15 protein-coding genes are annotated in these 12583 nt (G+C 70.0%); 7 read left to right on the forward strand and 8 right to left on the reverse strand.

The genetic code is table 11. The features are described 5' to 3' along the window. Positions 1–303: 303 nt before the first annotated feature. Complete coding sequence (locus tag ACIBUY_RS42495; RefSeq protein ID WP_365570600.1) at positions 304–945, reverse strand: DNA-3-methyladenine glycosylase; 642 nt, start codon at positions 943–945, stop codon at positions 304–306. 146 nt (positions 946–1091) lie between these two features. Here ACIBUY_RS42495 and ACIBUY_RS42500 point away from each other — a divergent pair, with 146 nt between their 5' ends. The 3 genes from ACIBUY_RS42500 to ACIBUY_RS42510 all read left to right on the forward strand — a co-directional run bounded on the left by ACIBUY_RS42500 (position 1092) and on the right by ACIBUY_RS42510 (position 3122). Beyond that, positions 1092–1874: a sporulation protein gene (locus ACIBUY_RS42500; RefSeq protein WP_399155547.1), complete on the forward strand. Its 783-nt coding sequence runs from the start codon at positions 1092–1094 to the stop codon at positions 1872–1874. A gap of 41 nt (positions 1875–1915) precedes the next feature. Beyond that, on the forward strand, positions 1916–2458 hold the full coding sequence (locus tag ACIBUY_RS42505) for a YbhB/YbcL family Raf kinase inhibitor-like protein (RefSeq protein WP_365570605.1): 543 nt from the start codon (positions 1916–1918) through the stop codon (positions 2456–2458). A 157-nt stretch (positions 2459–2615) separates the two neighbouring features. Next, positions 2616–3122, forward strand: a complete 507-nt coding sequence (locus ACIBUY_RS42510) for an HNH endonuclease (protein ID WP_365570608.1) — start codon at positions 2616–2618, stop codon at positions 3120–3122. A gap of 69 nt (positions 3123–3191) precedes the next feature. On the opposite strand, the gene ACIBUY_RS42515 is transcribed toward ACIBUY_RS42510, so the two are convergent. The 3 genes from ACIBUY_RS42515 to ACIBUY_RS42525 all read right to left on the reverse strand — a co-directional run bounded on the left by ACIBUY_RS42515 (position 3192) and on the right by ACIBUY_RS42525 (position 5556). Continuing rightward, complete coding sequence (locus ACIBUY_RS42515) at positions 3192–4130, reverse strand: SPFH domain-containing protein (RefSeq protein ID WP_365570615.1); 939 nt, start codon at positions 4128–4130, stop codon at positions 3192–3194. A 126-nt stretch (positions 4131–4256) separates the two neighbouring features. Continuing rightward, positions 4257–4688 carry an NfeD family protein gene (locus ACIBUY_RS42520; protein ID WP_365570617.1) on the reverse strand — a complete coding sequence of 144 codons (432 nt, stop codon included), beginning with the start codon at positions 4686–4688 and terminating at the stop codon, positions 4257–4259. Between the two features lie 70 nt (positions 4689–4758). After that, a complete protein-coding gene (locus ACIBUY_RS42525; protein WP_365570620.1) occupies positions 4759–5556 on the reverse strand; it encodes an ABC transporter ATP-binding protein in 798 nt (265 codons plus the stop codon). A 167-nt stretch (positions 5557–5723) separates the two neighbouring features. Here ACIBUY_RS42525 and ACIBUY_RS42530 point away from each other — a divergent pair, with 167 nt between their 5' ends. Continuing rightward, the gene (locus tag ACIBUY_RS42530; RefSeq protein WP_399155548.1) at positions 5724–6506 is read left to right on the forward strand and encodes a hypothetical protein; all 783 of its coding nucleotides are present in this window, start codon (positions 5724–5726) and stop codon (positions 6504–6506) included. 145 nt (positions 6507–6651) lie between these two features. Here the strand turns inward: ACIBUY_RS42530 and ACIBUY_RS42535 are convergent, their stop codons facing one another. The 4 genes from ACIBUY_RS42535 to ACIBUY_RS42550 form a co-directional block, all read right to left on the reverse strand. Continuing rightward, complete coding sequence (locus tag ACIBUY_RS42535; RefSeq protein ID WP_365570626.1) at positions 6652–6891, reverse strand: chaplin; 240 nt, start codon at positions 6889–6891, stop codon at positions 6652–6654. Positions 6892–7177: 286 nt separating this feature from the next. Next, positions 7178–7423 carry a chaplin gene (locus ACIBUY_RS42540; protein WP_365570629.1) on the reverse strand — a complete coding sequence of 82 codons (246 nt, stop codon included), beginning with the start codon at positions 7421–7423 and terminating at the stop codon, positions 7178–7180. A 193-nt stretch (positions 7424–7616) separates the two neighbouring features. Further along, positions 7617–8258 carry a response regulator transcription factor gene (locus tag ACIBUY_RS42545; protein ID WP_365570632.1) on the reverse strand — a complete coding sequence of 214 codons (642 nt, stop codon included), beginning with the start codon at positions 8256–8258 and terminating at the stop codon, positions 7617–7619. Beyond that, the gene (locus ACIBUY_RS42550) at positions 8251–9396 is read right to left on the reverse strand and encodes a GAF domain-containing sensor histidine kinase (RefSeq protein ID WP_365570635.1); all 1146 of its coding nucleotides are present in this window, start codon (positions 9394–9396) and stop codon (positions 8251–8253) included. The genes ACIBUY_RS42545 and ACIBUY_RS42550 overlap by 8 nt, the downstream gene beginning before the upstream one ends. Positions 9397–9584: 188 nt before the next feature. Here ACIBUY_RS42550 and ACIBUY_RS42555 point away from each other — a divergent pair, with 188 nt between their 5' ends. The 3 genes from ACIBUY_RS42555 to ACIBUY_RS42565 all read left to right on the forward strand — a co-directional run bounded on the left by ACIBUY_RS42555 (position 9585) and on the right by ACIBUY_RS42565 (position 12388). After that, positions 9585–10283: an SDR family oxidoreductase gene (locus ACIBUY_RS42555; RefSeq protein ID WP_365570638.1), complete on the forward strand. Its 699-nt coding sequence runs from the start codon at positions 9585–9587 to the stop codon at positions 10281–10283. Further along, positions 10280–11356 carry an S-adenosylmethionine:tRNA ribosyltransferase-isomerase gene (locus ACIBUY_RS42560; protein ID WP_365570641.1) on the forward strand — a complete coding sequence of 359 codons (1077 nt, stop codon included), beginning with the start codon at positions 10280–10282 and terminating at the stop codon, positions 11354–11356. The genes ACIBUY_RS42555 and ACIBUY_RS42560 overlap by 4 nt, the downstream gene beginning before the upstream one ends. 291 nt (positions 11357–11647) lie before the next feature. Further along, a complete protein-coding gene (locus ACIBUY_RS42565) occupies positions 11648–12388 on the forward strand; it encodes a transglycosylase SLT domain-containing protein (RefSeq protein WP_365570643.1) in 741 nt (246 codons plus the stop codon). Positions 12389–12583: the final 195 nt, after the last annotated feature.

Raw genomic sequence — 12583 nt, forward strand, 5'->3', positions numbered from 1 at the left:
TCCCTTCGGTATTTCGTGTTTCCAACCTTACCAGATCCGTTTTCCGTTCCGTTTCCGGTTCGGATTTCAATTCCGGTGGCCGTTGGAGGGCCTTTGCCTTTCGGCGCGTCCACTACGTTAGCCGACTCTCCCGGTAACTCATAATCGAGTTCTGCGAGTTCGAATTTCGGCATGCGAGCACGACGAAATGACCCCGCTGAGGGAAGTCGTAGATAGTAGTGGTTTGGCCACTTCCGGTTGCTGGCTGAGCGCCGTACCCGGTTCAAGCGGCTCGGGCTACATTACGGATCCCGCAAGACCGCGTCAAGTTCGGCGGCGTCGCGGGGTATGGGCCCGATAAGGGCTCACCGTCGGGTCGTTGGCGATCCAGAAGCGCCACGGGTGGACGCCTCCCTCGCCCGAGACGCCGGTGCGCGGCCCGTTGAGTACCTGGTCAGGGCGGGGCGGAGTGCCGTGCAGGACCGTCAGTGGGGAGTCCGTGGGCGCGCAGGCGTCCGTGCCGTCCAGGGTTCGGTCCACTCCCAGGGCCGTGGCCAGGCGCGCAGGGCCTTTGGCCAGTTCGTGGTCGTTGCGGGCCGATAGTCGACGTTTGCGGGCGAGTTCGCTGCCCATGGTGACCTCGCCGGCGCGGAGGAGGATCCCGCTCGCCGTGCCCGGTGGACCGCAGACGAGGTTCATGCAGTGCCACATGCCGTACGTGAAGTAGACGTACACGTGTCCTGGCGGACCGAACATCACTGCGTTGCGGGCGGTGCGTCCTCTGTACGCGTGCGAGCCGGGGTCGTTCGCTCCGTCGTAGGCCTCGACCTCCGTGAGGCGCAGCTCGATCGGGCCGTCCGGCGTGTGGCGTACCAGCGTGCGGCCCAGGAGGTCCGGGGCCACGTCCAGGACGGGGCGGTCGAAGAACTCACGTGTCAGGGGCGTACGGTCGGGGGCCGCGATCATGCCGACCGAGGGTAGTGGAGCGGGCGGGGTGGGAAGGCGCGGAACCGGGCGCGGGCCTCCCGCGTTTGTAGTCAGCAGTACCAGCGGATCCAGTCGTTCGCGGATCACGGTTCACGTTCACGTACACCTATGGAGGAGATCTACTCATGGGCTTCAAGCGACTGTTGGCGAGCCTCGGTGCGGGTGGAGCGTCTGTCGAGACGGTGCTCACCGAGGCCAATGTCGTGCCCGGTGGGGTCGTTCAGGGCGAGGTGCGGATCCAGGGCGGGTCCGTGGACCAGGAGATCGAGGGGCTGTCCGTCGGACTGCAGGCGCGGGTCGAGGTCGAGGGTGCCGACCAGGAGACCAAGCAGGACATCGAGTTCACCAAGGTGCGGCTCGGCGGGGCCTTCGAGCTGAAGGCCAACGCCGTGCACGCGGTGCCGTTCGGGCTCGAGATCCCGTGGGAGACGCCCGTCACCACGATCGACGGGCAGCAGTTGCGCGGGATGAACATCGGGGTGACGACCGAGCTGGAGATCGCGCGCGCCGTGGACTCGGGTGACCTCGACCCGATCAACGTGCATCCTCTGCCGTCGCAGCAGGCCATCCTCGACGCCTTCATCGGGCTCGGGTTCCGGTTCAAGAGTGCGGACATGGAGCGGGGGCACATCCGGGGCACGCGCCAGAAGCTGCCGTTCTACCAGGAGATCGAGTTCTACCCGCCGCAGCAGTACCGGGGCCTCAACCAGGTCGAGTTGAGCTTCGTGGCCGACGACCGGGAGATGGGCGTCGTCCTGGAGATGGACAAGAAGCCGGGGCTCTTCAGCGAGGGCAGCGACACCTTCCGCTCGTTCGTCGTCGGGCACAACGACTTCCAGGGGACCGACTGGTCGGCGTATCTGCACCAGTGGCTGTCGGAGGTCGGCAGCAAGAAGAACTGGTTCTAGGGTCTACCCCACAGGACTGTGTGGATCCAGGAGGTGTCGTTGTGACCGAGCAGCCCAAGCGGGCGCCGCTGCCGCATGACTTTCATCCGCAGGTGCCGTCGTTCACCGTGGTGAGCGAGGACTTCGACGCGGGCGGCGTGCTGCCGGACGCTCACGTCTACGCGGCCGGGAACACGTCGCCGCAGCTGCGGTGGGAGGGCTTCCCGCCGGAGACCAAGAGTTTCGCGGTGTCGTGCTTCGATCCGGACGCGCCGACGGGCAGCGGCTTTTGGCACTGGTCCGTGTTCGACATCCCGGTCTCGGTGACCGAGCTGCCGACGGGCGCGGGCAGCGGCAAGTTCGAGGGGCTGCCCGAGGGCGCAGTGCAGGTGCGCAACGACTACGGGAGCAAGGACTTCGGTGGCGCCGCGCCACCGCCCGGCGATCCCGCGCACCGGTACGTGTTCACCGTGTACGCCGTCGACCAGGAGAAGCTCGGTCCCGATTCCGATACGTCGCCTGCCGCCGTCGGGTTCAATCTGCGGTTCCACACGCTCGCGCGGGCGCAGGTGCTCGCCGAGTACGCGGCTCCCGCGGAGAGTTAGTCCTCCAGCGAAGCGTTCACTCAACGTTTGCCCGCCTCTGGTCTTGGAAGTGATCAGAGGCGGGCAGTTTTTATTGCGTTGTCCATCTCGGCGTGCACGGCCAGAGTTGACGCACGGATGCCGAGGGGTGATCCGCTGCGTACGGGAGGTGGGCAGAATGCGGGACACACTGGTGCTCAACGCGAGCTTCGAGCCGCTCTCGACGGTGACGCTGAACCGAGCCGTCGTGCTGGTGCTTCAGGACAAGGCCGTCGTCGAGCAGTCCCACCCCGAGCTGCGGATGCGCGGTGCCGAGATCGATATTCCGGTGCCCCGGGTGATCAGGCTCTGCAGGTACGTCAGGGTGCCGTTCCGAAGACGGGCTCCCTGGTCCAGGAGGGGTGTGCTCGTACGGGACCAGCACCGGTGCGCGTACTGCGGAAGGCGGGCGACGACCGTGGACCACGTGGTGCCGCGGTCCCAGGGTGGCGCGGACTCGTGGCTGAACACGGTGGCGTCCTGCGCCGAGGACAATCACCGCAAGGCGGACCGGACTCCGGAGCAGGCCGGTATGCCGCTGCTGCGCGAGCCGTTCGAGCCGACTCCCGCCGGGGCGATGCTGCTGTCCCTGGGGGCGGACGGCCGTGAGGCGCTGCCGGAGTGGCTGGGACAGGCGGCCGCATAGCCGTGACACGTGATGCGGGCCCGCCGACCTGTTGGTCGGCGGGCCCGCATCACGTCGTCGTCCGGTGGACTAGTCGATCGGGGGCTGCTCCCGGCGCTCCTTCGGGGTCGACGACGGGGTCGAACCCCCGCCCATCGGGCCGAAGTTGCCCATCGCGCCGGACAGGCCCTTGAGGGCGTCGCCGATCTCGCTGGGGACGATCCAGAGCTTGTTCGCGTCGCCCTCGGCGATCTTCGGGAGCATCTGGAGGTACTGGTAGGCGAGCAGCTTCTGGTCCGCGTCTCCGGCGTGGATGGACTCGAAGACCGTACGGATGGCCTGCGCTTCGCCCTCTGCGCGCAGGGCCGCCGCCTTCGCCTCACCCTCGGCGCGGAGGATCGCCGACTGCTTCTCGCCCTCCGCGGTGAGGATCTGGGACTGGCGGATGCCCTCGGCGGTGAGGATCGCGGCGCGCTTGTCACGGTCGGCGCGCATCTGCTTCTCCATCGAGTCCTGGATGGAGGTGGGCGGTTCGATCGCCTTCAGCTCTACGCGGTTGACGCGGATGCCCCACTTGCCCGTCGCCTCGTCGAGGACGCCGCGCAGTGCCGCGTTGATCTCCTCGCGGGAGGTCAGGGTCCGCTCGAGGTCCATGCCACCGATGATGTTGCGCAGGGTGGTGACGGTGAGCTGCTCGATGGCCTGGATGTAGCTGGCGACCTCGTAGGTCGCGGCCCTGGCGTCGGTCACCTGGTAGTAGATGACGGTGTCGATGTTGACGACCAGGTTGTCCTGGGTGATCACCGGCTGGGGCGGGAACGGGACGACCTGCTCGCGCAGGTCGATGCGGTTGCGGATGGAGTCGATGAACGGGACGACGATGTTGAGGCCCGCGTTCAGCGTGCGTGTGTAGCGGCCGAAGCGCTCCACGATGGCCGCGCTGGCCTGCGGGATGACTTGGATGGTCTTGATCAGGGCGATGAAGACCAACACCACCAGAATGATCAGGACGATGATGATCGCTGACATCGCGTCTCCCGTGCCCTTCGTACCGTTGGTCCTCCGGCGCCGTCCCGCCGGAAGATCATGGGATCTTGCTGGTCGAGTCTGTCAGAACCACCCCTGTGGCGTGGGGAGTTCGGGTCACCCGTGCGCTCACATGACGATCGCCGTGGCTCCCTCGATGTCGACCACGTCGACCTGCCGGCCCGGTTCGTACGTCGTGTCCGCGTCGAGGGAGCGGGCGGACCAGATCTCGCCGCCGAGCTTGATGCGGCCGCCGCTGCCGTCGACGCGCTCGACCACGACGGCCTGTTTGCCCTTCAGGGCTTCGATGCCGGTGGCCAGCTGCGGCTGTTGGGCGCGATGCCGGGTGGCGATGGGGCGTACGACGGCGATCAGGGCGCACGAGACGACGGCGAAGACGAGGACCTGGAGAATGGCGCCCCCACCGAGTCCGGCGGTGACCGCGCCGGCGACGGCGCCTGCGGACAGCATGCCGAATTCGGGCATGGCGGTGATGACGAGCGGGATTCCGAGCGCGGCCGCTGCGATCAGCCACCACACCCATGCGTTGATGTCTGCCACATGGTCATGGTAGATCCGCGGGCGGCCGTGCGGACAGGGGACGATCGGCCCGCACGGCCGGGTGAGCGCGTCAGCCCAGCGGGAGGCCGGTGGCCGTCCAGCGGTCGTTCCGCTGCTCGACGACCAGCGGGAGGCCGAAGCACTTGGAGAGGTTGCGGGAGGTGAGCTCCAGCTCCAGCGGGCCCGCGGCGAGGACCTTGCCCTGGCGGATCATGAGGACGTGCGTGAAGCCCGGGGCGATCTCCTCGACGTGGTGCGTGACCATGATCATCGAGGGGGCGATCGGGTCGCGGGCGAGGCGGCCGAGACGGCGTACGAGGTCCTCGCGGCCGCCGAGGTCGAGGCCCGCGGCGGGCTCGTCCAGGAGCAGCAGCTCGGGGTCGGTCATCAGGGCGCGGGCGATCAGGGTGCGCTTGCGCTCGCCCTCGGAGAGCGTGCCGAACTTGCGGTCCAGGTAGTCGCTCATGCCGAGGCGGTCGAGGAAGGCGCGGGCGCGCTGCTCGTCGATGTCCTCGTAGTCCTCGTGCCAGCCGGCCGTCATGCCGTACGCGGCCGTGAGCACGGTCTGCAGGACCGTCTGGCGCTTGGGGAGCTTCTCGGCGAGCGCGATGCCGGCGACGCCGATGCGCGGGCGCAGCTCGAAGACGTCCGTGCCGGGCTTGCCGAGGGTCTCGCCGAGGATGGTGGCGGTGCCCTTGCTCGGGAAGAGGTAGCTCGAGGCGACGTTCAGGAGGGTGGTCTTGCCCGCGCCGTTGGGTCCGAGGATGACCCAGCGCTCCCCCTCCTTCACCGACCAGGAGACCTGGTCCACCAGAGCCCGGCCCTCTCGGACCACGGATACGTCCTCAAGCTCCAGTACATCGCTCATGAGCGCGTTGTCTCCCATTGCAGTCTCGGCCGTCTCGCGTGCGTCCGTAGAGGTTCGGCTTGTTTGTCGCTGGACGCAGCCCCCAGGGAAAACCTACGCCACTGGACTGGGTGGCCATTCCATCGGCCGGGCTTTTGGTGTCCTGGAGGGCTTCTAAGGTGGAACGCATGCTCTCGGAACCACGCTCTGGACGTCTGGCGGCCTGGGGAAATGCCCTGTTGGCCGGGTTTGTTGCGCCTGATGACGCGGCGCTCGCGATCGTCGGCGACGACGCGGTGCACCGCGTGGAGGGGCTGCCCGGGGAGTCGGGCGCGGTCGGCCTGACGCTGGCGATCGGGCGGCTGCGCACGCTCGGGGTGAGCGGGCTGCGGGTCGCGCTGCCCGCGCCGGGTCATCCGCTGGGGCTGAGCGGGCCGGCGGAGTTCAACGCGCGGGCCCTGGAGGCCGAGGAGGCCGTCGTCTGTTCCGGGGCGGCGCTCGGGCTCGTACCGGAGGTGTACGAGGCGGGGCCCGAGGGTGATGTGCACGTCGAGGTGGTCTGGCACTGCCTGCCGGTGCGTCAGGCTCCGCCCGCTGACGTGCCGTCCCTGAGCGAGGCCGAGCGGGAGTTGGCGGAGGCGCTGCGGGAGGCGACGGACGTGCTGACTCGGCTGGACGTCGCCGGGTCGGGGCCGGTCGCCGAGGCGGCCGTGGATGCGTATCGGGCCCGGGCCGAGCGGGGGCGGGAGGTGCTGGCGCCGGGGTATCCGCCGCGGGCCGTGCGCGTGCTCGAGCTGGCTCAGCGGGTCGGGGTTCTGGTGGACGTGGCGTACGGGAGCGGGCACGGTGGGGCGGTGAGCGCTTCGGAGATGGGGGCGCGGGCGGTCGCGCTGCGGCCGGTCGAGCGGACTGCTCGACGGGCTCAGGTGGCTGCATACAACGCGTTCGTGGAGGAACGAGAGCGGGGCTGAGGCGCCTGAGCGCCGTTGGATCCCGGGCTTCGTTCGCGACTGCCGCGCCGTCGTGGTTGCTCGCGCCGTTCCCCGCGCCCTTACAGGGGCAGGGCCCCACGGACAGTGTCCGTGGGGCCCTGCTGTGCCTGCTCAGGCGTGAACGTCAGCCGTTCGACGAGGTGTTGTCGAAGGTGGGGTTCAGGGCGCCGATCACGTTGCCGGTGTTGCCCGTGACGTTGACCGGCACGTGGACCGGGGCCTGCACGTGGTTGCCGGAGCCGACGCCCGGGGACTGCGTGGCCGAGCCGTCGGCCTTCGAGTCGGCGAAGGCGGCACCGGCGGAGGCGCCCGCGGCGAGACCGGCGACGACGACGGCCAGGGCGGCCTTCTTGGCGATGTTCATGAGAAGTGTTCCTCCAGATATTGCGTTCCGACCCCAGCCGCGGGGTCGCACGCTGAAGAACGCGTGGGCCGGGTGGATGACACGGGCCGGGTCCGCGATGCGCCCGTTTGGATCAATAGGCCGACGATTGCATCAATGGGCCTGCGGGAGGCGGGAGTTGGGCGGTCGGCGGTGTGCCGGCCGGCCGGGTTCGGGCAGGTGGGGCATAAAACGGACCGGCCCCCCGGGGAGTACCCGGGGGGCCGGTGGTCCTGTGGACCCTGAGCCTGTGTCAGCCGTGCCGTGATCAGCCGTTGAAGCCGTCGTTCCCGAAGGTCGGGTTGAGGCCACCGATGACCGTGGCGGTGTTGCCCACAGCGTTGACCGGGATGTGGATCGGGGCCTGGACCAGGTTGCCCGAGCCGACGCCCGGGGACTGCGTGGCCTTGCCGTTGGCGTGCGCACCGTCAGTGGCGGAGGCGAGACCGGCACCGGCGGCAACCAGGCCACCGGCGACGAGGGTGACAGCCGCGGCCTTCTTCAGGTTCTTCACTTCAGGATCCTCCTTGCGATTGCCGCGGCCAGCCGCCGCAGCATGCACTGGAGAACGCGGCGGGGTCCGGCAGGATGCGCCATCCGGAGGACATCCACACGACGGTATGAATCTCCGAACGGAGCGGAACCCTCCGTGTTGCCGTGCAGTAGTGCGCCGGAGCGCGCGGGCCCGCCGGGTCCGACGGGCGGTCTCAGCCGGCGATCCCGTGCCGTACGGCCCACAGGGCGGCCTGGGTGCGGTCCGCCAGGTCGAGCTTCATCAGGATGTTCGAGACGTGGGTCTTGACCGTCTTCTCGGACAGGACGAGGGCGCGGGCGATCTCCCGGTTCGAGCGGCCGTCGGCGATCAGGCCGAGCACCTCGCGCTCGCGCTCGGTGAGCGAACCGCCCCTGCCCTGGCCGCTGTTGGCCTCTTCCTGGGAGAGCAGGACGCCGGCCACCTCGGGCTGGAGCAGGATGTGGCCCGCGTGGACGGAGCGGATGGCTCCGGCCAGGGCGTCGGGGTCCACGTCCTTGTACACGTAGCCGGCGGCTCCGGCGCGCAGGGCCGGGACCACGGTGCGCTGCTCGGTGAAGCTGGTGACGATCAACACCCGTGCGGGGTTGGCCAGTTCGCGGAGCTTGCGCAGGGCGTCCACGCCGTCCATGCCCGGCATCTTGACGTCCATGAGCACGACGTCGGGCTTCAACTCCTCGGCGCGGGCGACTCCTTCGGCGCCGTCGGCCGCTTCGCCGACGACCTCGATGTCGTCCTGGATCTCGAGGAACGTACGCAGTCCCCGGCGGACCACCTGGTGATCGTCGACCAGCAGTACCTTGATTGGATCAGCCACCGGGGACCTCCATCTCCACTGTCGTGCCCTTGCCGGGCTCCGATTCCACTGTGAGCCGGCCGCCGACGCCGCTCGACCGGTCCCGCATGGAGACCAGGCCGAGGTGGCGTCCCGCGCGGCGTATCGACTTCGGCTCGAAGCCCTTGCCGTCGTCGGTGACGCGGAGCACGGCGCCCGCGTCGCGCTTGTCGAGCGTCACGTGCACCCGCTCGGCTCCGGAGTGGCGCAGCGCGTTGTGCAGCGCCTCCTGGGCGACGCGCAGCATCGCCTCCTCCTGGGCTGCGGGCAGGGCCTTGATGCCGCCGGTGGCGAAGGTGACATGGGCGCCGTGGGCCCGGTCGAGGACCTGGATCTGGGTGCGGAGCGTGGCCACCAGGCCGTCCTCGTCCAGGGCGGCGGGTCGCAACTCGACGACGGCGGCGCGCAGTTCGTCCGCGGCCTCGGCCGCGAGCTCCACCACGTGCTGCAACTCGCCCTTGGCGCGGTCCGGGTCGCGGTCCACGAGCTTCGCCGCCGCCTGAGCCGTCAGGCGCAGGGAGAAGAGCTTCTGGCTGACCGCGTCGTGCAGCTCGTGCGCCAGGCGGGAGCGCTCCTCGGCGATGGTGAGTTCACGGCTGCGCTCGTACAGCCGGGCGTTCGTGAGGGCGATCGCGGCGTGCTGGGCGAGGATCTGCAGCAGTTCCTCGTCCTCCTGCGTGAAGCCGCAACCGCCTTGCGGCTTGGGGCACTTCTTGTTCGCGAGGAAGAGGGCGCCGATCGTCTCGTCGCCGTCCTTGATGGGCAGGCCCAGGAAGTCGGACATGTCCGGGTGGGCGGACGGCCAGCCCTCGAAGCGCGGGTCCTCGCGGACGTCGGCGAGGCGCTCCGTCTTCGCCTCGCGCAGCATCGCGGCGAGGATGCCGTGCTGGCGCGGCAGCGGGCCGATGGCCTTCCACTGCTCGTCGCTGACGCCGTCGACGACGAACTGGGCGAAGCCGCCGTGGTCGTCGGGGACCCCCAGTGCCGCGTACTCGGCGTCGAGCAGCTCGCGGGCCGAGGCGACGATCGTCTTGAGGACGTCGCGCACCTCGAGGTGCCTGCTCATGGCGAGGAGAGCGGCGCTCACCGCGGCCAGACCTGTACGTGGACCTTGACTCATGGCCTCACCGTACCGGCGGGGTGTGACAGCGCGTATCGGGCCTGTGGCGGCCACCGCCTAGGACCTGGGGCGTAGGGCGAAGGACCTTCCGTGGTTGCGGCCCGCGTACGAGGTGCCGGGGGTGGCCGGGTTCCTACGTTGAGGGCATACGCAGGGACGGCACACGGCACACCAAGGGGACGGTTGTCATGGCGGTAGCGATCATCACGGGGGCGTCGCGCGGGTTCGGGCGGGCGCTCGCCACGGCGCTGGCGGAGCGGGGCTGGGATCTCGTCCTGGACGCGCGCGGTGCGGGGCCGCTGGAGGACGTGGCGGAGCGGCTGCGCAAGTACGGCGGGACGGTGACGGCCTTGTCGGGCGATGTCGCGGACGGCGGGCACCGGGTCGAACTGATCTCGGCGGCCTGGGAGTTGGGGGGTCTCGATCTGCTGGTGAACAACGCGGGGGTGCTCGGGGCCGCGCCGCTGGTGCCCTTGGAGCGGCACGCGCTGAACGACTTCCGCAGTGCGCTGGAGGTCAATGTGGTGGCACCCCTCGGCCTTCTTCAGGAGGCGCTGCCGCTGCTGCGTCAGGCGCCGGCCGGGGCCGTGGTCAACATGAGCTCGGACGCGGCCGCGGAGGCGTACCGCACCTGGGGCGCCTACGGGGCGACGAAGGCGGCCCTCGACCAGCTGTCGGCCGTGCTGGCGGTCGAGGAGCCGGGGCTTCGGGTCTGGGCGGTGGATCCGGGCGGGATGCGTACGGACATGCTGGCGGCGGCCGAGCCGGACGAGGACCTGAGCGGGGTGCCTCGCCCGGAGGACGTGGTCCCCGCTTTCCTGCGCCTGCTGGATCAGCGTCCGGCGAGCGGGCGGTACTCCGCGCCGAGCCTCCTGGAGGCCCGATGACACTCGCGCTGCGGGTGCCGGAGGAGCTGTTGGCGCGGGTACCGGCCGAGCAGCGGGGTCCGGGCCGGGACAGATCGTCCGTACGTCTTCTCGTGTCGCGCGGTACGGAGGTGGCGCACCGCCGGTTCGACGAGCTGTCGGGCGAGCTGCGGGCCGGGGACCTGCTCGTGGTGAACACCTCTCCCACGCTGGCCGCCGCGGTCGACGGAACGACGGGGGACGCGCGCGTGGTCGTGCACTTCTCGACGCGGGGCGACGACGGGCGCTGGGCCGTGGAGGTGCGGGAGCCGGACGGCCGTGGCACCACGGGGCCGCGGCCCGGCGGTCCTGCGGGTCTGGTGGTGTCGTTCCCCGGCTGCGTCCACCTCGCGTTCGAGGAGCCGGTCGCGGCGGGCGGCGAGCGGCTGTGGTGGGCGCGCCCGCAGGGCGACGTCGCGGCGCTGCTGCGGCGGCACGGGCGGCCGATCCGGTACGCGTACACGGAGCGGGACCAGCCGCTGTCCGCGTACCAGACGGTCTTCGCGCTGCCGTACGCCGACGGGGCGGGCAGCGCGGAGATGCCGAGTGCGGCGCGGCCGTTCACGGACGCGACGGTGGCGCGCCTGGTGAGCCGGGGTGTGCAGTTCGCGCCGATCACGCTGCATACAGGGGTGTCGTCGGCGGAGGGGCACGAGCCTCCTTATGCGGAGCGGTTCGAGGTGCCCGAGGCGTCGGCCCGGCTCATCAATGCGGCGCGGGCGGGCGGCGGCCGGGTCGTGGCCGTCGGGACGACCGCCGTGCGGGCCGTCGAGTCGGCGGCGGGCGCCGACGGGGTGGTGCGGGCGGCAAGCGGCTGGACGGAGCTGGTCGTGACGCCGGAGCGCGGCGTGCGGGTGGTGGACGGGCTGCTGACCGGGCTGCACGAGCCGGAGGCGTCCCATCTGCTGATGCTGGAGGCGATCGCGGGCGGGGCCGCGGTGAGCCGCACGTATGAGGAGGCGCTGCGCGGGCTCTACCTGTGGCACGAGTTCGGGGACGTCCACCTCATCCTTCCGGACGAGGGGCCTCACGCTGTGCGTTGCAGTGGCAACTAAGAGCGAGAACGACGGGGCGTCGATGTGACGCCGCGCATAGGGCGCACGTCACGTACGAAGGACCGTAGTGGATAAGTAAGGGACTTAAGTCCCGAGGCAGTGCAGGGGCTGGGGGCCGGGAGCGGGCTCCCGGCCCCTCTTTGTCGCGCCCGGGACCACTACCCGGCTTCGTACGTCACACCTTTGCCACGGAATTTTGCGGCCGCTAAGAATTGCCCCCGTCGCCAGGCGCCGCAACTCGGTACCCGCAGCGGCGATGTCCCAAACGTCCATCGAGAGGTCCCCGTCTCCATGTCCAAGCACGCTCACTCCGGCCATACCAAGCTGACCCGCAGCCACAAGCTCTCGATGGCCGGTGTCGCCGCTCTCGGTGCCGCCGCTCTCGCGGTCACCGTGGTCCCGGGTCACGGCGGCTCGCAGGCGCAGGCCGAGACGGTCTCCGCCGCCCCGGTCGCGTTCACGACGAACGCCGGTGCGCAGCAGATCAAGGACGTCCAGGCGAGCGTCACGAGCCAGCAGGCCACCGCTTCGGAGAAGGCCAAGCAGGTCGCCGCGAAGCTGAAGGCCCAGCAGGAGGCCGAGGCGAAGAAGCAGGCGGAGGCCAAGGCGAAGGCCGATGCCGAGGCCAGGGCCAAGGCGGACGCCGAGGCGAAGAAGGAGCGCGAGGCCAAGGAGGCCGCCTCCCGCGCCGCCGCCCGCAAGCCGGTCTACGCCAACAACCTGGACGGCTGGATCAAGGAGTCCCTGGCCATCATGCAGGCCAAGGGCATCCCGGGTTCGTACAACGGCCTGTACAGCAACATCATGCGCGAGTCGACGGGCAACCCGAACGCCATCAACGGCTGGGACGTGAACGCCCAGAACGGCACGCCGTCGATCGGCCTGCTGCAGGTCATCCAGCCGACGTTCAACGCGTACCACGTCACGGGCACCTCGACGAACATCTACGACCCGGTCGCCAACATCACGGCCGCCGCGAACTACGCGGCCGACAAGTACGGCTCGATCGACAACGTGAACAGCGCGTACTGAGACTCATTGACGGGACCTCTGGGTCCTCGGCACCGCTGACCCCCACGACGGAGAAGGGGGGCCCCCCCCCCGGGGGCCCCCCCCCCCCCCCTATACGTATTCAAAACAACCCTAAATTCGCAAGAACACGGGCTCGTGGCGGCGCAGCAGGCGCGCGTCCGCGCAGCCCCACGCGATTGCGAGGGCGTGCAGGAC

The organism is Streptomyces sp. NPDC050085, from assembly GCF_044460595.1.
Taxonomy (GTDB): Bacteria; Actinomycetota; Actinomycetes; order Streptomycetales; family Streptomycetaceae; genus Streptomyces.